The organism is Methylomonas koyamae (genome assembly GCF_001644025.1).
GTDB lineage: Bacteria > Pseudomonadota > Gammaproteobacteria > Methylococcales > Methylomonadaceae > Methylomonas > Methylomonas koyamae_A.
Window position 1 is genome coordinate 95,877 of the sequence record NZ_LUUK01000196.1, and the last position, 26,598, is coordinate 122,474.

Genomic DNA, 26,598 nt, shown 5'->3' on the forward strand with positions numbered 1-26,598 from the left:
AAGCACAAGTCGCACCTGAAAGCATTACTCGATAGAAATCAACATTCTCTGGTCAATCGCCGCCCCGTGTTTCGGGTAACAAATACGTGATTTGGCCCAATATATGTTAAATAACACAGTTCTATTCAGCGACCCGTCCTTACTCCCACGCCCGTTCCAGACTTCGTTCGTTCATTAACAGTCGTTGTAACTTTATTGCTTTCTGGTAAGCTTTCGGATCAGTCACGAACTGGAAAACGTGTATTACTTCAATAGGAGAATTGCCATGGCGGATTATTTGCTGAAGATTAACGACAGGGCCGAAGACATCATCGATTTCACGCCGGAAGAAATTAGCCAGATCACGCCAGATGAAATTCAACGCATTTTCTATGATCTGCAAATTCATCAGATCGAGCTCAAAATGCAAAATCAGGAATTGCGTACCGCTCAAGAAGAACTTACCCGTTCAAGAAACAATTACCACTACTTGTTCCATCAACTCCCGGTCGGCATTGTGATTGTGAACTCGACCGGCTTTGTGGAACAGGTCAATGACACCCTCCTGGAATGGCTCGGTATTGAAAAAGGGCGACTTGTTAAAAAACACTTGTCATCGGTCATACTCGAAGACGATAAAGTGCTTTTCAATTCGCGCTTCGACAGCTTTTTCAAGAACCCTGACGGCAAGTCGCTGGTGTTGAGCGTGAACGGCAGAAAAAACGTAGCGTTGAAAGTCAAAATGTCGGGCAAAAAAATCGGCGGCGACGATGTGGTCGCGCTAATGAACCAAACCGACCAAACATTGATCATCACCGTCGCGGACGTCAACGATTTATAGCGTCTTGTTCGCGCGGCTTAGTCCATGGCGCCACCGTAGGTATCGTTGCGAATCAACGCTTTCCACCATCGGCGCTCTCGGTTTCGTTTAGACTCCGCGGCCCGAGAACAACCAAAATCGAATTGCCGTGATGATTTACCTCGATGACAGTGTAAAGCCAACCACGATACCTTTCCGCTGGAATTCCGCTTTCCGCCTTGCAAGGCTGGAAAGAAAACGCCGTTTAAGCATCGATAGACTCAGCGCGGCGCGCCTGACAGCCATGACAAGCAATCTGTTCCGACGGAGTCGCCTAATCCCGACCTAAGCCTAATACCGCGCCTTCCGCCCAGCCTTGGAAACTACTCCCGCCACCGATTACTCCGCGCCGTGAACCGATGAAGACACCCAATGACAAGAAGGAGCCGCAATACGTCGTAGGCATCGGCGCCTCCGCCGGCGGTTTGGAAGCCATCGAAAGTTTCTTTAAAAAAATGCCGCCGGATACCGGCATGGCCTTTATCGTCGTCCAACATCTGTCGCCCGACTATAAAAGTTTGATGGTGGAACTGTTATCGAAGCACACCCTAATGCCGGTGCTGAGAATCGAAGAAGGCATGAAGGTGGAGCCGAATCATGTTTACCTGATTCCACCGCGCAAAAACCTGACGATGTTTCACGGCCATCTGCTGTTGAACAATCAAAACCACACCAACGAACTCAATCTTCCGATCGATATCTTCATGCGCTCGTTGGCCGAGGATGTTTCCGAATTCGCGGTCGGCATCGTTCTCTCCGGCACCGGCAGCGACGGCACTCGCGGCATTCGCGCCATCAAGGAACATGGCGGCATGGTCATGGTTCAGGATGAGGAGAGCGCTAAGTTCGACGGTATGCCGCGCAACGCCATTGCCACCGGCCTGGTCGACTTCATAATGCCGCCCGAAGACATGCCGAAACAGTTGATGGCATTCGTCAAGCATCCCTACGCCGTTCAAGAAGCCACCATCCACTCGGAAGACAGCGATTTGACGCGGATATTCGCGTTGCTGCGCGACAAGCACAAAGTCGATTTCACGTTTTATAAACCCAACACCATAGTCCGCCGCATTGAACGCCGCATCTCGATCAACCAATGCCGCGACCTCAAGGAATACCGCAATCTATTGGAAGATAATTCGCAAGAAGTGTCCGCGCTATTTCAGGAGTTGCTGATCGGCGTCACCAACTTCTTCCGCGATGACTTTGTATTCGAAGAAATCCGCGGCAAATGGCTGACGCCCTTGGTCAAATCGCTGACCAACAACGAAATTCGGGTTTGGATCGCCGGCTGCTCGACCGGCGAGGAAGCCTATTCGCTGGCGATTATGTTGGCGGAGTATCGAGAATATTCCGGGCATTTCTTCCGAATGAAATTATTTGCCACCGATGTCGATGCCAAAGCCGTGGAAAAAGCCAGCACCGGTTTATACCCCGAGAGTATCGCCGCCGATGTGCCTTCGCATTTGCTGGTCAAATATTTTTCGCGCAAGGAAGACAGCTTTCAAATTTCGCAATCGATCCGCGAAATGGTGGTATTTGCCCAACACAACCTGATCAAGGACCCGCCGTTCACGAATATTCATTTGTTGAGTTGCCGAAACTTATTGATTTATCTACAGCCGGTCCTGCAAAAAAAGATACTCGAGCTGTTTAATTTTTCACTAGTCAAAGACGGCCTGTTGATGCTCGGCACCAGCGAATCCATCGGCGAAATGGTCGATTATTTCGACATGATCAGTCCGAAAGGCAAGATATACCGGGCCCGAGGTAAATATCGGACCTTGGGCATTAGCAGCATGGACCCGCCGCCGGCACTGATGACCTCTTTCCGCGCGAATTCGCCGCAATCGGGTCGCAACTTCGCCAATCGCTACCAAGACGACAAGATTCTGGAACGCTTTTTCAACGCGCTGACCAAAGACATACTGCCGTTCACGATGATAGTGAACGAAAATATGGAAATATCCCACATCTTTGGCGACGCTCAGCGCTACCTGAGCTATCCCAGCGGCAAGCTAGTCACCGATATTACCAAACTGGTCAGCAAGGATTTGTCGATTCCAATCGCGACCGGTGTGCGGAAAGCGCTGAAAAGCGGCGACAGCATCAACATGTCCAACATCAAATTACGCGAAAAAGACAAAGCTCGGACGCTGAATATCCATATTAGGTTGCTTCCCGGCCGCAAAAGCCAAGAAACCCTGATTGCCATTCTGATCTTCGAGGCTGATCATCATGCCACCCAGGATATAGGCTTCGTCGCCGACAATTTCGATATTAACCAGGATGCCGCGCAGCGTATCAACGATCTGGAGCATGAACTGCAACTGACTCGCGAAAACCTGCAAGCCACCGTTGAAGAGTTGGAAACCTCCAACGAGGAATTGCAGGCGACCAACGAAGAATTGCTGGCCAGTAACGAAGAATTGCAGAGCACCAACGAAGAACTGCAATCCGTTAACGAAGAGTTGTATACGGTCAACGCCGAACATCAGAGCAAAATTACCGAATTGACCATTCTGAACAACGATCTCGACAACCTGTTCAATAGCACCAATATCGGGATCTTGTTTCTGGACGAAAATCTGGATATTCGCCGCTTCACCCACAAGCTGCAAAGCTTGTTCCATATTGTCGAAAACGACATCGGCCGGCCGTTCTTTCACCTGACCCATTCCATTCGCGATATCGACCTCGAGGATCTGATCAGCCGGGTAGTCGAAAAAAAGATTATCTTGGAATCCGAGGTTCAAAATCAACACGGCAATTGGTACTTCATGCGGATTATTCCCTACGCCGTATCCGACCGAATCTATTCCGGCGTCATTCTGACCTTTGTCGATATCGATCTGTTAAAGCAAACTCAACAGAGTCTGCGCCAACAAACCGAATTGGAAACCCAACGTTTGGCCAGTTTTGTCAATGATTCGGCGGACGCGATTACTCTGCTGGACGATACGGGCAAATTTATTACCTGGAATCGCGGCGCGGAAAATTTATACGGCTGGAGCTCGCCGGAAGCGCTGCAAATGCGTTTCGAAAGTCTGGTGCCGTTGGCTGAACGTCCGCGCATGCGCGGTGTCTTCGATAAGCTCCAACAGGGCGAACAAATGGCCCAATTCGATAGCAAACGTCTGAACCGCCAAGGAGAAGTCGTCGATGTCTCGGTTTCCGCTACCTTGCTTTCATCGCAAAACGATGCCGGCCAAATCTTTGCATTGACCGAACGCGATCTCAGAAGCCATCTTTTAATAGACAAACGCCATTGCATCAGCTGCATCCAAAAATTGGCCACGCTTCTGATGGATGTTGACGAAGCGATCATCGTCATCGATTTCGAGGGGAGTATCGTCGCTTGGAATACCGGTGCGGAAGCGCTGTACGGATGGAGCCGATCGGAGGCCATTGGCATGAAGTTTGACAGCTTGGTGCCGGATTATCTCCGCACTGAAGCCCGCGAAATGTTTCAAAGTATCACGTCCGGCAAATCCAATTATCAGGTTACGCAAAGCCAGCGCCTGACACGCAATAAGCAAATACTGGACATTACGATGATTGCATCGGTACTCGGCTATCAAGACGGCGATACCATCTTGGTCGTTACCACAGAAAAACCGGTTTAGCCTTGCTTAGTCTTTGAGCGCATTGTGCGTGGGAAGCCCGCTTCCAAGTACGGAGTTTTTTCCGATTCGCGGTCATTTCGAGCATATTTCGCCTGAAACCGTCGCGCTCAGTAAATGAAACCTGCGGTCGGCTGGGTTTTTAGTGTAGACTGCAAGCTTTCCACAAATGAAGTAATGCAATGCCTCAAATCAAAACCCCGCCTCCACCCAGAATCAACTGGAACTACCAAACCTATTTTCTAGCGCAATTGAACAAAGCCAAAGAACCGCCAAAAACGGCATTAAGCTGATCTCAATTAGCTGTTTGTAATCGACGACCAACGCTGCTTTCGTGTTCCGCGCTTAATAGCCACGCTGTCAATCGGCGTTTCATCCGCAGCCTAATTGCCAAGTCGTCATCGGCCCCGTCTAAACAGCATGCGGCAATCGATCCCAACCCCAGAATTGCTCAGGCTCCATAGCGTCGGAAGGTTTAATTTTCCTGGCGTCTTTACGCCCGCCAACTTTAATCGGTTAGCGCTCCGGAACTCGCGGTAATTTTGGCCCCTACATCGCTTGTCGTTGGCCGCGCCGAATGTCGACGTCTACTGAGCTGGCGAACAGCATGTCGGCCACCGTATGCGTCTCGGCGTACCCCAGCCCGAGTAAGATAGGCTGGCAAAGTGAAAGCAACTGATTTCGAAAACCGGAAAATTCGCCAGAAAACGCCGGACCTTGATGCGCCAGTCAGGCTTAGGCCCGGCCGTAGCGACGCCAACGCAACCCGAAGCGGCGGCATTTCGAATCGGCCGAGAACTTTCCATTAGCCCAATTCGACATCCACTCGCCGAAATTGCCCATCCCGCAGCGCTTGCGCCATACCGGCCGGCAAGCTACCGCCTTCGACAATCCTCGAGCCCCGATTCCCGTCATACAAGCGATAGCGTAGCGGCTGAACGGCGCTGATACCGAAACTGTCCCGCCGACTTGGATTGATATATACCAGCAGCGTGCTTCCAAACAAGACCATCGCTGCGCTGTCGGCCGGCAGAATGTCGTCGTACCCAAATGGGCTCACGGTTCGCGAATCGGCGGCGAACATCGTCCCGGCGAGCAACGGAGCCGGCGCGAAGCTGAGTTCCCCGTCCTGATACGCAAAGGGCTGGGGACCGAGAAACAAGTGCGTCCACAGATGCAATAATTCGACGGTCGAACCGGACAAGCGGGCCACGCAGCCGCGACCGTGTTGACGTGGATCGACGTCGAAGCCGCTGGAGACCAGGAAGCTGGAGTTTTCGATGGGGCTGCGCTGATACTCCGCTGGATCGCGGAAGGCCACCAGCAGTTTTTCGAGGTCGGCATAGAATTCGTCGACCAGCCCGGCCCTGAGCATTTCCAACACAAATTTATAGTGCATGTGCAGAAAAATCGAGCCGTTCTCCAGCCAACCGTCATTGAACACGCCGATTCGTCCCAAGGCCAACGCATCGTTGCCCAGCGGCGCATTCAAGCGGTACATGCCCAGTTTGCGATCGAACAGCGCGGAAGCGCGCGCGGCCTGGTACAAGCGGCGCGCCTCGTCCGGCCCGGTGATCCGCAACGCATGTACGAAGCCTTCCAGGAACAGGGGCAAGGTATGCTGTTCGAAGCCAAGCACTTCGACCTTGTCGTCTTCCAGCGCTCGGTAATCGCTGACTTCGTATGAGTAATAGGTGTGTATGCCTTGCGGCATCCGAGCTTTTTCGATCGCGGCGGTCAGATGCCGGCTGGCCTCGGCCAGAAACTCGCGTAATTCGGCCAAGCCTACCGTCCTGAGTTCGCCGGCAAAGCCCATGAATACGCGAGCCCGATAAACTTCCTTTAGATCGCCGCTGTCGCGCCAAAACCACTCGGCGCTGGGTTCCGGCTCCGCCAGCAAACGTTGCAAGCCAGTAATAAAATCCGCCAGTTCCATCGGCAAATCGCAGCTACCGTCCAGGCTGTCCAGCGCCAGCCGGGTGAAATCCACCAAGCGCAGCAGTTCTATCGTCTCGTTGACCGCCGAACCGAAAATGCCGGGCAGACCGTTCAACGCGTCGCACCAACCGGGCCGGTCGGCCTCCATTTCGATGCCGATGCCGGCCGGGTCCAGCGTTGCCAGCTTGTTGGCGACCAAGGTCAAAATCTTACCCAGCAAGCTGGTATAGACCACTTCACCCAAGCCGTGCCGGTCGCGAACCCGATGCTTATCGACCGCACGCGCGGCGATGATCGCTTGCTTGTCGGCGCTGAATCGCACCGCGCCGTACTGCCGAACTCCGTGGGCGGTCAGTACGCTCTTTTGGATACGTGGCGCGACATAGTGGCTGGCCTCGAAAAAGCTATAGCCGGTTTCCAGCAACAAGTCGGTCAGCCGCTCCGGAAAGATCGCCCGGTAGGCGATCAACAAATCGACCAGATAAGTCCAATGGTCGGACCAGTAGCCGCGGTCGAATTCGGCATCCTCCACTTCGCGGGCCTCGGCCAGGATCGCGGCGATCAAGTCTTCGACATCGGCGCCAGCCTCGCTCAGCACTTGCCAAAGTTCCGCGTATTTGAACTCGGTGGCCAACAATGCCGCCACGCCGGGCAAGCTACTCAGCCGATCCGCAAGATGCTCCGGCGCATCGACCACAAAACGGCTGTTGCGCAACGCACAGGGGTTGTAACCGTCGGGCTGAATCAGATTGAAAAAATAGCGAATGTTGCGGGCGCCCAGCGCCGGCTCGAAGAACAAATCGACGCGGCGGTTTTGCAGCACGTCGCGGAAGTCGCCGTTCCCTTCGGAATACGGCGTGTCCTGCAATAAAAAGTCGTTGTAATCGCGCTCCAGGTCGCCGTGTTTACGGCCGAACAAATACAGCAATGCGCCGCCCGGCACCGGTGTCGGAAAGCCGCCGCGCAAACCGTTGTCCAGGTAACACTGGCGAACGTGTGCATCGAACAACGGTTTGGCGGTGGCGGTAAACGCTTTTTGACCGATTCTATCCAGCAAACGCCGGTTGGCCTCGCGCTTGGCTTCAAAATAGCCGGCCTCGGCGGCCTCGGCGGCCTCGGCGGCCTCGGCGACAAAGGATAGGCAAACTTCGGGCGAAACGGCATGGCCGTAAACGCCGTAAAACACCCGGCTGGCACCGGGCGGCACGTCCAGCCTCAGGGTCTGGAAGGCCGCCGGCGTACGGTTGCCGGCCACCTGACGCTCCAAGTCCAGCGCCGAGTCGCCAAAAAACCGTTCAGCCTTCGCGAAATCCCCGGCCAAGCCAAACACCCGTTCCGGATCGACGATGACCGGAGTCAACAGGCCGTCCCGGAATCCGGCAAAGAAATTGCCGGCCACGACCGGCTCGACTTGCGGACTGTCGGTCGGCCACACTCGTAGCCGATAAAAGGCTACCCGGCTGGCGACGTCCTCGACGCGCATAAAGGCTTCCGAGGTGCGGCTCATGAACTTAAGTATCCATTGATTCATCGCGTAAGGCAGCACTTGCGGCAAGCCGTCGACGACTTCGATAGACAGACCGACCGGCGAGGTGTTGGTGATTTCGACTCGGCGCATCAACCCAGCCACCGCCGCTTCCGGCAGGGTCGCCATATCGGCGCGGATCCGCAAGCCCAGGCGCGGATGAGATTCCTCGACGCCGACTTCGTGCTCCGACACGTACAGACGTTGCCGAACGTCGGTGCCGGCGTTGCGCTGGAAAGGCTCGTGGCGAATCGCGGCCGAGCCGTCGCCGATCTTCAGAAAGGTGCGAAAACCGCGCGACGCGGTCAGTTGGTAGGCCTTGTCGGCCGGAAAAAACTCCAGGAACGCGCCGTCCTTGTTGCGAACGCCGAAGCTGGCAATGGCCTGGCCGCGATTGACGTAAAACGCCCAGGCCGGACGGCCCGAAACGCCGGCGATGCCCGGCAGAAAACTGGCGAACGGCGCTTGGTCGTTGTATTGTTCGACGACGAAAGCGCCGTCCGAGTCGAAGAAATAAGCGTACTGGTTCAACGGAATGACCTCGGATGTCGCGGTGAAAACGCTGTCCAGCTTAGTACAGACTCCGGGTTTTCACTCGGCGTTTCCGCCTGTAGGCACGTTGGCCGGCAACGCTCGATCGCGGCCAACCACTGCTGATTTTTCAGCATGTCGCCAGCAATACCTGCCCGAGTACCAACAGCCCAACACCCTCGGAAACTGGTTTCCGCCTGTCACCGCGCGATTCGAGCAGTTGGCACGATAACTGCCGCCGTGCCTGGTTGTAGGCTTAACAGTGAGCCTGCCGTATTCATTCCAATTGAGAGAACATCAGATGAAGAAAACTTGTTTCGTTGCCGGCCTGTGGCTTTTAGGCAGTCAAGCCGCCCTTGCTCAACAAGCGCCGGAAGCCGCCAAACCGCCCTTGGGCTTTTTCGTGACCAGTACCGGACTGGGCAAGGGCGCCGACCTGGGCGGCTTAGCCGGCGCCGATGCTCATTGCCAACAACTGGCCGGCGCGGTCGGTGCCGGCCACCGAACCTGGCATGCGTATCTCAGCACCCAGCCCAGCGGTGGCCAGCCCGCCGTCAATGCCCGCGACCGCATCGGTAAAGGACCTTGGGCCAATGCCGCCGGCGTCATCGTCGCGAACGACGTCGCGCATTTGCACGGCGATACCTTGGAACTGGCGCAGTTGGGTAACAATCTGCATAAAAAGACCGCGTACACCGAGAAAGGCGAAGCGCTGAAAGGCGTCGGCGACACGCCGAACGAACACGATATCCTGACCGGGTCTAAACCGGACGGCACGGCCTATACCGATGCCGCCGACCACACCTGCAAAAATTACACGAGCAGCGGCGAAGGCACGGTCCGCGTCGGCCATTTCGACCGCACCAACGGCGGCCGCACCGGCGGTAACGTGTCGTGGAACTCAACCCACGACAGCCGGGGTTGCAGCCAGGAAAACCTGGTCGCTACCGGCGGGGCCGGCTATTTCTATTGTTTTGCCGCCGACTAGGTTTCGTCGCAACTTAGGTTGCTGTCGCGGCGACCGAGCTTCGGCCGTGGCGTTGAAGACCCGGCGCGTCATTGGCTTGGCCGCTGAGCGGAGCCGAAGCGCCCGTCGACTTCGGCTCCGCTCAGCCAGCGGTTGGGCGCTTCGCTTGTAACTTAAGGAAGTCGTTGAGCGTGGTATGGACATACCGGTGTCGGAACGCCCTCGATCGCGGCGAAAGCCGCACCCACGCCCATCGTTTTCATTTTCCGGGGCGAAAATCTTTTCATGAACGTTAGGATGTAACTCCGTTCCAACCAAGCGCTACCGCGCTCGACTTGGTAGCAACAAATTCGCCGCCAAGCGTTCGAACCAAGCGGCGATGGTCTCGGGTGGCGTATCGCCAACCAACGCGCTGGAAAACAAACCTTCGGCGATATGCACGCCCAGTTGCCGGTAGGCTTCAAATTGTTCTTCGTCGAAGAATTGGTCCAGCGTGGTTTGGTGCGGGAAATCCGGGTTATTCAGGCGGTAGCGTTTGATCAGCGACGGCTCGTTGCCGGTGACCGACAGTTTCAAGTACAACAAGAAACCGGTACCGGCCGGCGTGGCGCCGACGGCCGGATAATCAATCACGCAGAACTGGGCGTGGCTCCGGCTGAAACCGCTGGCCGGATTCGGGCGGATGTCGTCCAGCGCCGGTTCGATGCGCACGCCGAAATCGATTTGGGCGTGGCGTACCAAGGTCATCAAACCGCCGAAGCTAAATGCCGGATCGGCCTCGCCATCCACGCAGATGATGAATTTACAGCGCCGCCTCAACAATTCGTACACTGCCATGTTTTCGATATGGCCGCCGTCGGACAAATTCAGCCAGGCCTTGCGTTCCGACATGCCGACACCGAACATTTCCCGAATCAAGCACAAGAAGCCGGGTTCCGAAAACGGCGACCATATCCGCGGATTCTTGATCCAGAATCCCAATCGCAAATTCAGTACCGCCAACAACGCGGTCAGCGTCGGCATCGCGCCCAAACCCATGTGGGCGGAAAGCGCGGCGCCCGAGGTTGCCATCGCGGTGGCCAAGTCCACCGGCTTGCCGTTGGTTTGCCAGCTTGCTGTTTCGGTATAACCGACCGAAGGCGCGCCCATCCAATACTTGGAAAACAAAAAGAAGTCGCAACGTCTATCCTGCAGGTTGGGACGTTCACTGGACGGCAGGTTCAGCGCGGTGTTCACCAGATGGTAAGGCGCCCGGTTTCCGCTATTCAATTTCGCCAGCTCGACGATTCGATAAGGCTGCTCGACCGTGCCGATAAACGTCCGGGACAAGCCGTCCCGGTACAAGCGGTGCGGACCGGTCAAATTGATGTTCAACACCAGAAAGGCGATCACCCCGGAGGCGACCAGGATCGCCAGCAGCGCCCAGTCGCCGGCTACTACGCATTCCAATACCGGCACCGCGACGTTGATGGTCCGCAAGTGCCAAAGCGCGTAACCCAGCAACAGGCCCACGATTGGAATCAACAAGCCCGCCGACCATAACAAAACCTGCAACACGATACGCCGCAGTTTGGGTTCCTTGAAGATAGGCAGAAATCGCATCGCCGCCGGCGTCGCGGTAATCAAGCCGCCGATGACGGCCGGAAATGTCCAGTGGGCTTTCAACCAAACATAAACATCCAGCGCGATTTTATAGCCGTTGCCGATGGCTTGCGCGGAGTAAGCCAACAACGTGAAACCGGTGAGCGTACCGAACAACCAACCGGCCTTGCTCGCGTAATCGGGGCGCCAGCGCATCGCCACGCCCCAGCCGATCAAACTGAGTGCGGACAGCCCGGCTAGAACATTTAATGCTTCTTGCCAATAGCCCTTTAAAAAGGGTTGGGTCAGCAGCGTTAACTCGACAATCGCCGCAATCACAAACAGCGGTGCCGTCCAGTTCAATAACATACCGCCCAAGGTGGCTGTGGCCATGCCCCAAGCTTGCTTCAAGTTTTGGGCGGACAAAAATTTGGCGCGTTGCCGAACATAGCGAATCGGATCGGGGTCCGGCCCGTGCGGCTTACCTAAATCGCACACCGAAACGCCTTCGCTCAAACGGCTGCTGATGAAACTGCCGGTGTAGCCGCCACCGGAAACCGTGGACAGATAATCCACCTGATGCAGCAATAGATGGTCGGCCAGCACCTGCACGACACCCAGGCCAAACGTCGCCGAACGAATGCCGCCGCCGGACAGGGCCAGCCCGACCGCGTCCTCACCCTCCGGCGTTTCGATCAAGTACTGTTTCCGGCGCTGACCGATATCGCCGGCTTCGTCTCGGTTAATCTCCCTGGGGTCGCCGTCCGGCAAGTAGGCATCGGGAATGCCGAAGCGCAAGGCCTCGAACAAGCCCTTGACGTCTTCCTGTGCCAAGGCCCCCGGACAATCCTGGTCCCGCCAACTGGTCCCGTAGGCCATTTGATGGAATTCGTCGGCGAATTGGCGCAGCACCCGCTGTATCTGGTGCAATTCGCCACGAAACGCGTCGGCGCCGTCGCGCGAATCCAATACGCCGGCTTCCTTGGCCCGGTGCCATTTCGAAGTCACCGGCCGTAACTCGACATTGAGCAACTGCGTGACTTTGGCGGCAAACAGTTCGCAGCCGGGATTGTCCTTGATCGCGGTCCGGCCGAAACCGAACAAGTCGAACAGACTTTGCAAGGCGCTGGCTTCGATACCGTATTGATACGGCAGACTTTGAGTCGCGATGCGGGTACGCAGTTCGGTCAGGAATTCGTGGGCGGCCTTTTTATCGGCGGCACTGGGTCGCTCGGCGAGCGACATGGCTTCTGACATGGGCGAGTCTCCATTGGATGACGAGCGGCGGCGCCGTATGAGGCGCGGCGGTCCGGACTAACTTAGCCAACTTGGCGCGTTAGAGTCAAGCTCGGCCCGCGATTCATTTCGGACTGAATGCCAAGCCAGGTTTTAGCGGTGATCTCGGTTGGCCGGGAATCGCTCGATTCAAGCCAGTTCGGCTGACGCGGAGGACTTGCCGTTTAACAAAGACCGACGGCCCGAGACTGCCGCCGCTGCTTTCAACCGGCTGCTCCGAGGACAGTCCCACGGAAGCGGAAACCATCAAGCCGTTAGCTTTCTGTTCGGCCCTGGAGCGTCGGCTTGCGCCAAAGCTTGCAGGTCGATCACTCTATCCACCGACGCTATCGTTTCCGGGCGGTGGGCGATGATGATGCGGGTTAACTTGAGTTGGCCAATCGCCGCATTGACCGATTTTTCGCGAGCCACGTCCAGATGGCTGGTGGCTTCGTCGAGGATCAGAATTTTCGGGCGTTTATACAGCGCGCGGGCCAGCAACACCCGTTGTTTCTGGCCGCCCGACAAGACCGTGCCCATGTCGCCGATCAAGGTGTTATAGGCCATCGGCATCGCGGCAATGTCGTGATGCACCGCCGCCAATTGCGCGCACGTCTCTATCCAGGCCTGGTCGGGCGCGGCATCGAAGAAACAGATATTCTCGGCGATGGAGCCGGCGAACAACTGATCTTCCTGCATCACCGCCGCCACCGTGTCGCGGTAGACGCGGGTATCGATTTGGCTTAAACGGGTGCCGGCTACCCAAATCTCGCCTTGCACCGGTTGCAACAGGCCGAGGATCAGCTTCGCCAACGTGGTTTTGCCGTAACCGGACGGCCCGACGATAGCCACCGATTCGCCGGCGGCGATTTCCAGATTCAGATTTTGCAGTACCGGCGGTTCGCTGGGCGCGTAACGGAATTCCAGATTCTCAATTTTAATCGCCGGCAGCCGGCTGTCCTCGGCGGGCATCGCCGCCAAGCGCTCGGCTTCGGTTTCGTGCAACGCAATATCGGCGACCCGTTCGGTATGTAGCGCCAGCATCTTGAATTCGATGCCTTTTTCGATGAAGCCGCCGACCCGGTCGGTAAACTGGTCCTTGAACGACATAAACGCAAACAGCATCCCCACCGAAAATCCGCCGTCGAGAATGAACAAGGCGCCCAACCAAATCACCGCGACATTTTCGATGCCGAACAGCAAGCCGTTACAGGTCCGATACAACAAACCCAGCTTTTGGACCCGAATGCCGGCGTTAAAGTGCTCGACCAACAGGTTTTGATATTGCACCCGGCGCTGCAGTTGACGATTGAACAACTTGACGCTTTGCATACCGCGCACCGTTTCCAGCAAATTGCTTTGCTGCTTGGCGCCGCGCAGAATCTGCTCCTCGGTCGCCTCTTTCAGCGGTCTGAACAAAGCCAAGCGCAGCAATCCGTAACCGACCGCCGCCGCCACCACGACCAAGGCCAACGGTCCGCTGTAAAACCACATCATGCCCAGTGTGACCGCCGCCATGATGCCGTCGAGGATAGCCTCCAAAAAACTGCCGGTCAGCGTGCGTTGAATCGCGTTCATCGATTCGAAGCGCGACACGATGTCGCCCAGATGGCGTTTCTCGAAATACGTCATCGGCAGCCGCAGCAAATGGCCAAACAGATTGCTCAATAACTGCAGATTGGCCGAGTTGCTCAAGATCAGCACCCACCAGGACCGCAGCGCGGTGACCGCGACCCGAATCAGCATCAATAACGAAAACCCCAATCCCAGCACCGTCAACAAATGCCGGTCGCCGGCCACTACCGCTTGATCGACCACTAGTTGCAGAAAAAAAGGCGCTACGATGGCAAACACTTCGATGGCCAAGGCCAAGGTCACGATTTGCCAGATAGCGCGAGCGGCACCGTCCAACTGGCCTATGAGGCGGGATAATTGGATTTGCCGGCGTTCCTGGCGCGGCACGAATTCGCGGGTCGGCGCCAGTTCCAGCGCGACACCGGTAAAATGTTTGGACACGTCGGCGTAAGTCACGCGGCGCGCGCCCTGGGCCGGATCGAGAATATCCAGCCGGCCGCTATCGACCCGAGTCAGCACCACAAAATGATTGAAATCCCAATGCAGGACGGCCGGCAAGGTCAAACGGCTCAAGTCCGGCAAATCGATACGCACCGGCCGGGACGCCAACTGCAATTGATCGGCGATGCCGATCAATTGGCTCAAGGTCACGCCTTTTAGCGACAGCGCGAAGCGGTGACGCAGACTGGCCAGATCGACCCGATGGCCGTGGTGCGAAGCCACCATCGCCAGACAGGCCAGCCCGCACTCGGCGGCTTCGGTTTGCAGGATCAGCGGCGTGCGCTTGCCGCCGGAGAAATTTAGCCCGATAGGCGCACTCATTTAGACTCTCCCGGTTAAGCTGTACAGCGGATCGAACACCCAATCGATCAAGCGGCGGGTGTCCAAGCAAATATCGGCATCCAGACGCATCCCGGATTGCAGCGGCATTTCTTGTTTGTAAGCCGACACGGCTTGCCGGTCCAAGGCCACCGTCACCCGATACGCCGGCTCTTGCAGCTCGATCGGCAGGTCGGCATCCTTGGGGCTAATCAGCGTTTTGGCGATTTCGACAATCCGGCCGCTATAACTGCCGAAGCGTTGGTAAGGAAAGGCCTGGTAGCGGATCAACACGGTTTGATCGGTCTCGACGAAGCCGATCGCGCTGGACGGCACCATCAATTGGGCCCGCAAGGCCGCGCCGGCCGGCAATATCGACAACAGCGGATTGGCGGGATTGGCGACTTGACCGCGTTCGGCCAAGATCGCGGTCACCGTGCCGTCCCCCGGCGCGCTGATGACGATGGTGCGGCGCGATTCGGATTCGGTGATTTTTTGGTTCAATTCGGAAATGTTACGTTCGATCGCGGCGCGCTGATTCTGGAACTTCAAGCGACTGCCGGCAATGTCGGTCTGAGTGGCTTGCAAATCGCGCTGCGCGGTGAGCCGGTTGCGTTGCAAGGCTTGTAGCTTGCCTTGGTTGTCCAGCCATTCGTCCTGCTTTTGCTGGATTTGTACCGGCGACACGAAATGCTTGCCGGCCAATTGCCGAAACCGGTCGGCGCTAGTGGCCGAGCCTTCGACGCGGGCCTGCTGGGTGGCGATCTCGCCGTCCAGTTGTTGCAGTTCGCGCCGCAGGCCTTGCTCGCGATCCAGCAAGGCTTGATATTCGATACGATCGAGCTCGGCCCGCTGGTTCAATTCGGCGGTCAGACTGTCGCGGCGCTGACGCAGTTGTTCGAGCGCGGCGGTCTGCACTTGCGGGGTTTCCTTGGAACCGCTTTCGGTGGACAGTACATACAGCGTATCGCCGGCCTTCACGCTTTGGCCTTCGGCGACCTGCTTTTCGACGATGGTGCCGGACTGCGGCGCGTAAACCTTGATCAAGCCCATGCTGGGCGCCAAATACCCGCTGACGTGCGCCTTGCGGGTATATTCGCCCCAACAGGCGAAAGCGATCAAGGCCAGCGCCGCCGCCGACGCCAATGCGGTGAGTAAAGGCAGTGCCGGCGACGCGATGCCTATCGCCTCGCCGAGCGGCCGGTCGCGCTTGAACGCCAGGGCCTGACTTCGAAACAATCCGGTTTCGTTCATATCACCGCCTTCTCTTCGCATAGCCTGATCGAGACCATGGCGCTCAGACGACATCCAGATCCGAAGCCCGCCGCATGTCCTCGCTCGGGTTCAGGTCGTTGGTCACCACTTGCGGGCAGTGCAGGCAGGCGTCCCTGCCCTCCTGCAGCCACCAGCGGCAGTTCGAGCGTATCGAACAGGTCGGTAACTGCTCGACGACCACCGGGGTCCAGCGCACGACCTTTTCGACCAGACCGCACTTCGACTGTTCGGACCGATAGTGACCGCATCCGCTGCAAGCGCACGGCGCCGAAAAGCGAAACACTTCGCCGGGCGTGACCGGTCCGGCCATTTCCAGGATCTCGTCGGTGACCGGCAGCGCTTCCTTCAGATAAGCCAGTTCCGGCTGCTCGGCCGAACCGGTCATCACGCCGATGACCTGACTACCCTCCCAATCCGGTTGGGCGCTGGGACACAACACTAAGGTTTCCGAGGCCATGGCACGATCAACCCTAGAATGCGGCGAATTTATTCAGCGTCAGGCCCGCGTCCAGTTGCGGCGCGACTTGAAGCTGTTGGAGCAAGCGGCCGCCGTTGATAATGCCGTTCCAGTTCAACAGCGCCACCCCGCCGCTCACTTGCGCCAATTGTTCCGGACTCAATTCTTGACCGGCTAATTCCCTGACTTCCAGAGCCCGGTTTAAACCTTGCGATGCGAATTGGGCCAATTCGGATGTTGCGATACGCGATGCTTTTTTTGACATGACTACTTCCTCAATGAATGTGAATACGAATTAACCGATGGCGAATTTGGTGGCGATGTTCTTGATATTGATCGCGCCCGGATTGATCACCGGCCAAAATTTCTTCGGAAATTGGTTCAAGTCGCCGTCGAACGACACCAGTCCGCCGGATACCGCCTCGATTTCTTGGGCACTCAGCGTTCTTAACGTTTCTTGAAAGGGTTGTTTTGTGTTCATTGCGTTTCTCCGTCGTAAAATGGCGCTAGCGCCGATTCCGCGGCAATCTAAACTTACAGTGAGTTTGCCGCGCCGCCCGCCGAAACTCGGCGGGTGCTTGTACTGTACGCAATCGCCGCCGCCGGAGGCTGTGACAAGCTTCACCGGGAATTCGTGACGCTTTTCACAGTGGAAAGCGCTAAAATCATTGGGAATCAACCGGCGGAAACAGCCGGACGGCGAACGTTGACCTAGGAAACACCATGCAAAGCGAAGTCCTTGCCAATCTGGCGAAAATCCCGTTTCTAGCCGACGCCGAGGAAGAGGCCCTGGCGGCGCTGGCCGCGAAGGTGAAAACCGTGAAATTTCCGAAGCGGGCCATGATCATTTACGAGGGCGACGACACCAGTTCGTTGTACATCGTATTGTCGGGCGCCGTGCGGGTGTTTTCGACCGACGACAAGGATAAGGAAGTCACGCTGTTGATTCAGGAAGCCGGCAGCTATTTCGGCGAATTGGCCCTACTCAGCAACGAACCGCGCTCGGCGGCGGTCCAAGCCACCGAAAACACCGTGTGCGGCATTGTCTCGAAAGGCGATTTCATATTGTGGTTAAAGGCCCATCCGGATGTGGCGATCACCTTGCTCGGCGTTCTGGCCGAAAAAGTCCGCCACTTAACCGAAAAAGTGAAACAACTGGCGCTGTCCAATGTGTACGAACGAACGATCAAAGTGTTGCAGGACATGGCCGAGAAGGACGGCGACATTCAGGTCATCGCCCACAAGCCCACTCAACAGGAGTTGGCGAACATGGTGGGTTCGTCGCGAGAAATGATCAATAAGATCATGAAGGAACTCACCAAGGGCGGTTACGTGGTGGTTGACGGCAAAGCGCTGAAAATCGTCAATAAACCGCCGGCGGCTTGGTAAATTTGAGCGCCGATTAGAGCCTTGCCGCCACCTGCTCGGCCAAGGCCAGCGCGGTGGTCCATTTACCGCCGAATACGCTGATGAGTTGGCCGGTGCGATGCACCGCGTACTCGCGGGTGGCGCGGGACGGATCGGCGGCACTGGAAATCAGCGGCCGCACGCCGGCGAAACGGCCGGCTATCGTCGCCTCTTGATTCGGAAAGTAGCGCTTATAAGCCGCCAACAAATAATCGCGTTCGGCATCGCTGCAAGCAATCGCGTCGTCCAGGCCTTGGCGAACCTCGGTGGTGCCGAGCAAGGTTTGGCCTTTCCAAGGCAACACGAAAAAGATGCGCCGCTCGCCGGGCACTTCCAGCAAATAAGCTTGCCGGCAAGCTTGATTCAATAACAGATGGCTGCCTCTGACCAAGTCCAACCGATAAGGCGAATCGACGCCGCTGCGTTCCAGCAAGCGACCGGCCCACGGGCCGGCGACGTTCAACACCCGGTCGACACGAACGACGCCGGCGGTAGTTTCGATGATGCCGGCCGTATCCAGTCTCAGCACTTCGACGTCCTCGAACATCTCGACACCCTCAGTCCTAGCCTGCTCGGCGACCCAGACGCCCAAGGCGTAGTCGTCCATCCGGCCGTCCGAAAACTCGTAGCCGCCCAATAGGCCGTCGCCATCCAAACCAGGGTCCTCCGCCAACATTTGCGCGGCGTCCAGCCAGACCGCGCCGGGCAACAGACTGCGACCGGCCAAACGGTCGTAAATAAACAAACCGGCCCCGACCGTGAAGCGACCGCGCCGGCCTTGCCGATAGAGCGGCATCCGCAAGCGCAAGGCTTCGGTTAAATGCGGCGCGCGCCGCAACCAGGCATCGCGCTCCCGCAGCGACTCGCGCACCAGACGCAATTCGCCGTTTTCCAAATATCGCAGCCCGCCGTGCAACAACTTAGACGAGGCGCAACTGGTGGCGCGCATCAATTTGCCGCGCTCGTAAACGCTGACCCGATGGCCGAGCTTGGCTAGTTGCCAAGCGCAACACAAACCGTTAACGCCGCCGCCGACGATACCAATCTCCACAAAATGCTCCAATCCGCTGAATATTCCGGGCAATACGCTAGCCCGCCCGGAAATGGTTAAAGTTCGCAAACCCGCCCTTTAGCAAAAAGGGTATTGCACTGGCTAATTCTAGTTTGTCAGATTTGTTCAAGACCGTCATGCCCGCCGGGAAGCGGGTATCCAGTGACATGGAGGGTATGCTTAAATCCGTCCGTGGCGTCCGGACTCGCTCCCCGCTCTCACGGGTCCGGCCATCCCTGCCGGAATGACGATGCTTGTTGAGTCATCTGACAAAGTAGCACTGGACGTCCGCGTTTTGGATGAGCGCCGGTTTAATCCTGAATTTGCTGTTTTTAAAGCGGTTTGGTTAAGATTTTATGACAACAGGTACGGACGGCGCCGAATCTCCGGTCGTTGAACATGCCCGCCAAAGCCGATACGCTCGGGCGATGTCGGCAAAACAGGAGACATTCCAGCGAAGTTCCGCGATCCGCGCAATGCGCCAGGCATCGTTGCAAACCGGCCGGTTCGGTGAATGGTTGTCAACCCTGTCCGACGGTACTTGCCGCGACTCGCGTTTTAGCGAATGATCGATACGCGCCTGTTAACTTCTCGCTGACGAACGGGCACGGCAAACGGCCTTGGTTTGGGTAATCGTTGGGAAATGGCCGCCACGCGGCAAGCAAGACCGGTTCTTCGCCGGTCGAAATTCACCGCGCTTGCGCCAAGGCATGAGCAATCTCGGCCGCAAACCGGCTCAAACAACGGCTTTGCGCGGCGACTATGCTTTCCGCGTCGCCGCCGGCCTGCTCTTCGCATTCGAAACGCCGCCCCTGCCAGCCTTGCTCGGCTTTTTTGAATTGCCATTGCACCGCCATCCGGCTGACACCGGCGGCGGTCTGATGCAGCGCCAACAGATCGGCGCTCACTTGATAATCGACGTTCTGCCGCTGCGGCCAGGGAAAGCGCAATACCTGCGCCACGCCCAGCCGATGCGCCAAGGATTGCATCAGCTCGCGGGTGATGTTGTCGTCCAACCGCTCCGCCCAACGCTGATGTTCTTCGAGCTGATATTCATGCGGTCCAACCTCGACCACCAATTGCGGCCGATCAAGATAGGCCGGCAAACGGATCGGCCCCAGACCAACAACGCTCCCGGCCGGCAACGGCGCGACCGCCTCGGCGCCCGACTCGGCAGTCAGCAAATAAAACCTGATGGGCTCGCCCGCGCATCCGTACAGGGCCAACCCGGCGAAAACCGTTAGAACAAGCTTGCTGAGTAAATTCATCGTGGCAACCGAATACGTCGAGGCTAAACGCCGATTATCGCGTATATACCTCGCGACCGATAGTATTCGAGCGGCGGTTAAGCCTTGCGCCGCTCGCTTTTTACACTACCGCTTCAGTTCGATGCGCAACGCGGCCTCGTGCACAACGCAACCAGTTTACGCCCGTCCCGCGCCGTCACGCCGCCGTCGTAATCCAGATCCCTGGGATCGCCGGGCGCGACCGCGGCACTTTTCCCGGCCAACAACCGCTTTAAGTCGTCCTTATCGACATCGTCGTCACCGTCCAGATCGCCGGCGCGCAATTCGTCGTTATCCAAAACGCCGTCGTTGTCGCGGTCTATACCGATGCGTTCGCCGGAACCTGGCGGCACGCAGGTGTAGGTAAGCTCGCCGCCGGTTAACCCCGCCGACGCGCGCAAGTCCTGATCGCCGACGTCGCCGATCCCTTGTGCCGACGCTCTAAACTTACCGCCACCAACATACCAAAACCCGCTGTAGCGATTTTTCGCGACCAGATCGCAATGCTCGGCATCAGCCTGCGCCTTCAACAGGTCGATTCTCGCGGCAACCGCTTCGGTGCTTGCGGCGCTCAAGGTTACTTGCTGGCCGACAACCGGAAACAAATTACTGTCGAACGCGAACAAAAACGCTTCGACGTTACGCCGCTCGGTATTTCCGTCCGCGCCGAAACCGAAACCACCGGGGTTTCCGATCGGAATACCGGCCAAGTAACGTTCGATTGGGGTTCGAGCGTCGTTCGGATCGGGTTCCGCCGAGAAAAACGATTTGGAAAATATCTGCGCGCTCAGGAAGCGAAACAAGGTATCGACGCTGCCGTCGGGTCCGAAGCCGAAACCGCGAATCTGCGATCCCATATTGCCGATATTGCCCTTGGGTAAAAAGTAATTGGACTCGGTGGTCGTCGATTGCGACGCCAGCCCAAACATACCGACCTTCTGATACATATTGCGCAAGTGCGGAATTTTGAAGATTTGCAGCACGTGATCGAAACTGTAATGGCCGTCCGTTCCGAAAAAGCCCGGTTTGCTGACGTCGGCATACTCGGCGTTGCCTTCTCGATCGAGTACATGACAACCGTTACAGGAAAAGAAGCTATCCGAAGGCAGGGCCTTGAAATAAAAGTCTCGACCCGCCGACTGCTGAGCGGTCAAGCTGTCGTCCAAATTGCGTATCGGATTGGGCGGATAGGTAATCTCCATGACGAAATCGGCGAATTTTTGCATTTGTTCGTCGCCTAACATCGCATTTCGCCCAACCAATCCGGGAAAGGCGACATTAAATTTTCGAAACGCCGCGTCTTCGTCGAACGAACCGCCATTGGGTTGGACATTGGGACCGGAATTCGGCAAGGCATTGGCATCGTTACCGCCGGTGCGGTCTCCGCGCCAATGCAAGGCACCGTGGTTATCCATGCCCCGCAAGCTTTGGGTGGACATCGGTCCCTTCATAGGCCGAAAATGCGGATTGTATTCATGGCCCAATACGCGGGCGGCCACCTCAGGGGTACTACGGAACGGGCCGGTATTTTCGCCTTGATCGCCATCCGGATCGCCCAGATCCCAGGCCAAGCTATCGAAGTCGCCGAATACATGGCAACTGGCGCACGCCGAATCGCCGTGGCTGGAACTACGCGCCGCATCGTACAGGAAGGGCCGGCCTTCGACGATATGCTTGGGTTCAGGATTGAACATTGCCACATGCTTGACCTCCCGGCCGCTGACGGCGTCTATTACCGAAATCGAATTATCAAATCGCGTCAACACGTACAACAAGCCTCTCGCTTCGTCGAGCGCCAGTCCGCTGGGCCCGCCGCCGCTGACCGGAATCTGCGCCGCGCTGCTGGGAACGAAACTGTCATTTTCCAATTCCTCGGTGTTGTAACGCGCGATTTCGCTGGTTCCGAACGCGGCTACGTATAGCGTCTTACCGTCGCCGGTAATTGCCATGTCCAGCGGTAGCGCCACGCTGTCGGCGTTTTCCCGATTCGGAATCGGCTCGCAACATTGACTGTAATCGATATGCTTGTTCAGATGCCGGGGCGCCACGGTGGGATTGCCCCCCAGCACGGTGATGCGATTTTCGCTGAAATGTCCGCGTACGGTTTGACCGTTACTGTAACCGCCGGCACCCTCGAAGCGGTTATGGTTCAACGCTTCGGTGTTGGTCACATAGACTTTGCCACTAGCGGGATTGACCAGCATGTTGAACAACACGGTACCGACACCGCTGTAGACCTTATCCGTCCGCAATGCCGGCGGATTGGCGGCGGCGTCGATCGCGAACACATCGCGGTCGGGCAACGAGAACGGCACCATGTCATCCCATTGTTGCCCCAATTCGTCTAGCCAATGGCTGCCGTCGTATTTGACGATCAAGCCCGATTTGGGTTGAGCTTCTCCTGCGTGATTAGTGGCCGGTCCGGGATAAACCCGATTGAATGGCGGCGCGACGCCGCGTTCGACGACAGCATCGTTCAGCGTCATCGTGGCGTTACCGGTGTGAAAGCCGGCGGCGTAAACCGTTTTGCCGTCGGGCGTCACCGCTAGCGCACGCGGCGTGTCGGTGAATAAGGTCAGCACCGTCAAAGGCGGTCCGTTCATCGCGTCGCCTAGCTGTCCGGCATCGAACACCCACACATCGGCTCGGCCCACGCCAGGCACCGACAACTGCGGATCGACGCCGGTATTCTGTCCGCGGTGAGCGCTAGTGACGAAAGCCTTACCGCTGGCAAATACAATGTCACGCGGCTCGTCGCCCACCTGTAGGGTTCGAGTGACACGACCGCCGCCGTTGTCATCCAGACTGACGATACTGATGCTATCCGACAAATGGTTAACCACCCAGACTTCCTTGTCGTTTCTAACTGCCAATGCGACGGGCTCCAAACCCACCGGTACCGATCCGACGGGCATCAGTCGCTGATCGCCTACTTTAAAAATTTCCAGGCGATTGTCCGGCGTATTCAAGGCAAACAACCGGCCTCGGTCTGCCGATAATGCCAACGGTCGTACCTGTCCGCTTTCGAACAACGTGAAATTGCTTTTACTCCCCGCCGAGACCGTGGTCGGTAAGCCTAACGCGCTTATCGAAATAAGACAGTACGCTAGGGCGTAGTTAATTCGTCTAAACATTTTGTTTACCTCCTGTTAGCTTGCATGAAATTGGCGCTCCGTCATGGAGCGCCGAATCACCGCTGGGGAATAGGCCGCGACAGCCTCCGATTTGAACCGTTCGCGGCCAATGCGGCTTGTGAAACGGCTCGGCTTCCGAGCGCAAGGGCTCACCCGCGCGCTCGGAACCGCTATTGACCTTAGCGCCAGAGCCTTCGTTAAGCCGAACGGCGCGGTTTGACCAACAAACCCAGGCCAGCCGCCATCAGCGCGAAGGCCGGCGGTACAGGTACCGCGGTGACCGTTAGCGGCGTCGTACTAGCGGCTAAGGCGTCGCCGTCCGCGTCGCCCAACGCGTTGACCGCCAAACTAAGCGTCGTATCACCCGTTTGCAGAATGTTGAAATGCAAAACCGCCAACGTGAAATTGTCAGCTTGCCAAGCGTTCAAGTCGGCCGGATCGTCGAGCGATAATTCAAACACATTCAATTTTCCAGCTTCGGCTAAAGCCGCCGATTGCGGATTGACTCCTAGAGCGAACGCATCCAATTGATCGCCTAACCCCGCATCGCCGAAATCGGCCGATACATAGGCGAGGTGTGCCGTATCGAACAAGACGTCGAAATCGTAAGCGCCCAACGCCGGCGCCGCGCCGTCGCTCAATCCGGAAATCGCGACGCCGACGCTAAGTTCGGCCGCGCTTTGCGAGACTGGCAATAGTGAAAGTTCGATCGCGGCGTTCGCGGCGGCGGCGGCCGACAACAACATCGCTCCGGCTAAAATCTGTCTAAACCCTTGTGTCATCGAATGGTCTCCTTGAAGTAAGTTGAAAAAAAGTTTACTCGAGCGCGCAACGCGGCCGAGTGCAAGATAACGCCAATTTGCGAGCATCCAATACGTTGACGGCGCCGTTGCGGTCGACATCCGCCGGATCACCGGTCGCCACGCGGCGATTGCGTTTAGCGATGACGAAATTGACGTCGGCTTGATCGACATCGCGGTCGCCGTCCAGATCACCCGCCACCGTGATCGTCTCGCAAACGTCCGGAATGTGATTGGTATTGGTATCGCCGACGCGGCGCTCGGCGACGTCGGCGACGTCGGACAAGCCGTTGGCGTTGCAGTCCGGAAATACCTTCAGGTAATAAACATCCTGTTCGCCGTTGTAGGTTGCGGTGTAGGCGACGCTAGCGCCGTCGGCACGGGAAACCAGAGTAGTGGCATCGCCGATTTTCAGCGAACCGTGCGGCGAGGCGATCGTCGTATCGAAACTCTGGCTGACGGCTTGATTCTTGGACCAGGTCGAGCCGCCGTCCCACGAGTAGCTGTAATAGAGTTGCGAAACCCGGTAGCTATTGCTGTCGCGAGTGTCGTACCAAACCGCGTCGATACGGCCGTTCGGCGCAACTCCCATCATTCCGAACCAGTTCCAATGATTCGCCGCTGGCGTATCGTCGTTGACCCGAATCGGTGCCGACCAGGTTTCGCCGCCGTCGCTGCTGCGGATAAAGTTAACGTCCAAGTTGTCCGGTCCCGACGGATCGACGGTGGCGAGCACGTACAATTCGCCTTGCCGGGCGCCGATTGCGGAGTTGACCGCCATTTGCACGTCGCCGACCGGCCCGTATTGATTCGGGTTTTGTCTGAACAAAAACAGCGGCGCCAAGCCGCCCATATCGATCTCGCGTACTTCGAACGTCGGCTTTTGGTTCGCATCTCCGGCATTCGTCGATTTGACGAAAATATGCTTGTGCAGATTGCGATCCATGTTTTCTTCGTCGAAGTACGGGTATTCCAAACGCCCGGCCATATATAAGGTACCGTCGCCACCAACCCGCATCGTGCCGAAGGTCGGATTCTCCGGCAGTTCGATCGGCGCTTCGAAACTGGCGGCGCGGTCCAGCGAACGGCTAAAACATTTGCCGTCTAGGCAGTCGCGCCAGTTCAGATAGACGTGCCCGTCTCCAGGGCCGCCGCTACGATCGACCGCTAGCTGCGCCTTATCGCCGCCTTCGCCATGAGCGTGGACCGGCGCCTCCCAACCGCGGCCACCGTCCAGCGATTTAATCACCTGAATGTCTTGAACAAAGGTGTAGGTCGGATCGAAATGCAGACTTTGGAAATAAAAATGGCCGAACGCGTCGACATCCAAGGTCGGATTGCTGCGTCCCTCGCCCGGCGTGATAGCGCCGCTAAAATGCCAACTCGCCCCGCCATCGGCCGAGTAGGCCCAACCGGCTTGACGAAACGACGACGCCACCGAGTCGAATTGCCGCCAAGCCGCGACAAGGTTGGTGGGATCGAGTGGATTGATCGCCAGCGCGGGCTCGTTGGCCGCGTCGCCGACAATATTATTGCCGTCCGAATCGACGTTGATTTGTATGCTGGCGTAGGCACCGAATCGGTGTGGCGCGTTCGCCGCGACCGCATTCGAGCCGGCCGCCGCGATCCACGCCGCGCTACTTAACCACGCCATCGCGGAAACGCGCGTCATAGTTGGCGCCTCCGCATGCCAATGCGCGCCAAACCGCCTAAACCTGAAACAAATAGCCAAATCGAGGCCGGAACCGGTACCACCGAAGTATGCAAACTGAAATTTCCGACGATAGCATCGCGGGTGCCGAACAAATGGTCATAGCCTTCGCCCAAACCCAGTTCGCCACTCAAATCCAGCGAACCGTCGTGAATATCCAGCACGACATTGAACAAATTATAGGATTGGGAGCGAAACGACACATGATTGTACAAGGACCATGCGGAACGGCCGGATGCGCCATCCATATTGGCGGCGTCGTATTCCAGCGCGTAGTCGCCGGATAAAATGCGATTGAATTCTGATCCTGTATCGACCCGGAACCGAAACACGCCGGATAAACCAATCACGCCGGTAACGGTCGAGGCGAAATTGGCCGGATCGAATTCGATCGTGGTCGGTTTTGCGTGGCGCCCGGTCAGATTGGCGACATGCGTGCCGTTCACTGAAAACGTCAGGTTCTTAGCCGGAATTTCGGCGACGCCCGGCACGATATGATCTTCGAGAATTTGCGTGGCGGTGCGGCTATTCGCGGCCGGGGCGTCGAAAAATTCCTCCAAGTACATCGAAGGCGCGGCGGTCGCGTCAATCGCGATTGCGTCGGCGAGCGCGTCTCGATCGAGATTCACCACCATGGTACCGCCGGAAACCGTGGCGGCGGAAACAGGCGGCGATAACGAGGCCAGCAGTGCCGCGGCAACGAGCGCGCGCGACCCTATCATTTGAATATGCATAAATTTGCCAGAGGAAGTCATTTCCGTTGAGAGCCGATGCGCAAAATACCCGAACGACTTAGTCGTCCGGA

General features: G+C 57.3%; 17 protein-coding genes. 4 read left to right on the top strand and 13 right to left on the bottom strand.

Annotated elements, in window-relative coordinates:
- Positions 1-265: 265 nt before the first annotated feature.
- Both A1355_RS19035 and A1355_RS19040 read left to right on the top strand, forming a co-directional pair.
- Positions 266-820, top strand: coding sequence for a PAS domain-containing protein (locus A1355_RS19035; RefSeq protein ID WP_064030856.1), 555 nt, complete (start codon positions 266-268; stop codon positions 818-820).
- Positions 821-1,197: 377 nt separating this feature from the next.
- Positions 1,198-4,464: a chemotaxis protein CheB gene (locus tag A1355_RS19040; protein WP_064030857.1), complete on the top strand. Its 3,267-nt coding sequence runs from the start codon at positions 1,198-1,200 to the stop codon at positions 4,462-4,464.
- An 802-nt stretch (positions 4,465-5,266) separates the two neighbouring features.
- On the opposite strand, the gene A1355_RS19045 is transcribed toward A1355_RS19040, so the two are convergent.
- Positions 5,267-8,455, bottom strand: a complete 3,189-nt coding sequence (locus tag A1355_RS19045; RefSeq protein ID WP_064030858.1) for a hypothetical protein — start codon at positions 8,453-8,455, stop codon at positions 5,267-5,269.
- A gap of 301 nt (positions 8,456-8,756) precedes the next feature.
- Here A1355_RS19045 and A1355_RS19050 point away from each other — a divergent pair, with 301 nt between their 5' ends.
- The gene (locus tag A1355_RS19050) at positions 8,757-9,443 is read left to right on the top strand and encodes a hypothetical protein (RefSeq protein ID WP_064030859.1); all 687 of its coding nucleotides are present in this window, start codon (positions 8,757-8,759) and stop codon (positions 9,441-9,443) included.
- A gap of 300 nt (positions 9,444-9,743) precedes the next feature.
- Here A1355_RS19050 and A1355_RS19055 read toward each other — a convergent pair whose 3' ends face one another.
- The 6 genes from A1355_RS19055 to A1355_RS19080 form a co-directional block, all read right to left on the bottom strand.
- Positions 9,744-12,260, bottom strand: a complete 2,517-nt coding sequence (locus A1355_RS19055) for a patatin-like phospholipase family protein (RefSeq protein ID WP_064030860.1) — start codon at positions 12,258-12,260, stop codon at positions 9,744-9,746.
- Positions 12,261-12,545: 285 nt separating this feature from the next.
- A complete protein-coding gene (locus A1355_RS19060; RefSeq protein WP_064030861.1) occupies positions 12,546-14,675 on the bottom strand; it encodes a peptidase domain-containing ABC transporter in 2,130 nt (709 codons plus the stop codon).
- A complete protein-coding gene (locus A1355_RS19065) occupies positions 14,676-15,926 on the bottom strand; it encodes an HlyD family secretion protein (RefSeq protein WP_064030862.1) in 1,251 nt (416 codons plus the stop codon).
- Between the two features lie 43 nt (positions 15,927-15,969).
- A complete protein-coding gene (locus A1355_RS19070; protein ID WP_064030863.1) occupies positions 15,970-16,404 on the bottom strand; it encodes a hypothetical protein in 435 nt (144 codons plus the stop codon).
- A gap of 13 nt (positions 16,405-16,417) precedes the next feature.
- Positions 16,418-16,669: a hypothetical protein gene (locus A1355_RS19075; protein WP_064030864.1), complete on the bottom strand. Its 252-nt coding sequence runs from the start codon at positions 16,667-16,669 to the stop codon at positions 16,418-16,420.
- A 30-nt stretch (positions 16,670-16,699) separates the two neighbouring features.
- Positions 16,700-16,885 carry a hypothetical protein gene (locus A1355_RS19080; protein ID WP_064030865.1) on the bottom strand — a complete coding sequence of 62 codons (186 nt, stop codon included), beginning with the start codon at positions 16,883-16,885 and terminating at the stop codon, positions 16,700-16,702.
- 242 nt (positions 16,886-17,127) lie between these two features.
- On the opposite strand from A1355_RS19080, the gene A1355_RS19085 reads away from it, so the two are divergent.
- The gene (locus A1355_RS19085; RefSeq protein ID WP_064030866.1) at positions 17,128-17,793 is read left to right on the top strand and encodes a Crp/Fnr family transcriptional regulator; all 666 of its coding nucleotides are present in this window, start codon (positions 17,128-17,130) and stop codon (positions 17,791-17,793) included.
- 13 nt (positions 17,794-17,806) lie between these two features.
- On the opposite strand, the gene A1355_RS19090 is transcribed toward A1355_RS19085, so the two are convergent.
- From A1355_RS19090 to A1355_RS19120, 6 genes are all read right to left on the bottom strand, one after another.
- Positions 17,807-18,862, bottom strand: a complete 1,056-nt coding sequence (locus tag A1355_RS19090) for an FAD-dependent oxidoreductase (RefSeq protein WP_064030891.1) — start codon at positions 18,860-18,862, stop codon at positions 17,807-17,809.
- Between the two features lie 689 nt (positions 18,863-19,551).
- On the bottom strand, positions 19,552-20,130 hold the full coding sequence (locus A1355_RS19100; RefSeq protein WP_064030868.1) for a PqiC family protein: 579 nt from the start codon (positions 20,128-20,130) through the stop codon (positions 19,552-19,554).
- A 113-nt stretch (positions 20,131-20,243) separates the two neighbouring features.
- Complete coding sequence (locus tag A1355_RS19105) at positions 20,244-23,153, bottom strand: YncE family protein (protein ID WP_197471852.1); 2,910 nt, start codon at positions 23,151-23,153, stop codon at positions 20,244-20,246.
- A gap of 326 nt (positions 23,154-23,479) precedes the next feature.
- Positions 23,480-24,064 (bottom strand): hypothetical protein, encoded by a 585-nt coding sequence (locus tag A1355_RS19110; protein WP_157197954.1) that lies wholly within the window; start codon positions 24,062-24,064, stop codon positions 23,480-23,482.
- Positions 24,065-24,098: 34 nt separating this feature from the next.
- Positions 24,099-25,754 (bottom strand): exo-alpha-sialidase, encoded by a 1,656-nt coding sequence (locus tag A1355_RS19115; protein ID WP_064030871.1) that lies wholly within the window; start codon positions 25,752-25,754, stop codon positions 24,099-24,101.
- Positions 25,751-26,515 (bottom strand): VPLPA-CTERM sorting domain-containing protein, encoded by a 765-nt coding sequence (locus tag A1355_RS19120; RefSeq protein ID WP_064030892.1) that lies wholly within the window; start codon positions 26,513-26,515, stop codon positions 25,751-25,753. Before A1355_RS19120 ends, A1355_RS19115 begins: the two co-directional genes overlap by 4 nt.
- Positions 26,516-26,598 lie beyond the last annotated feature (83 nt).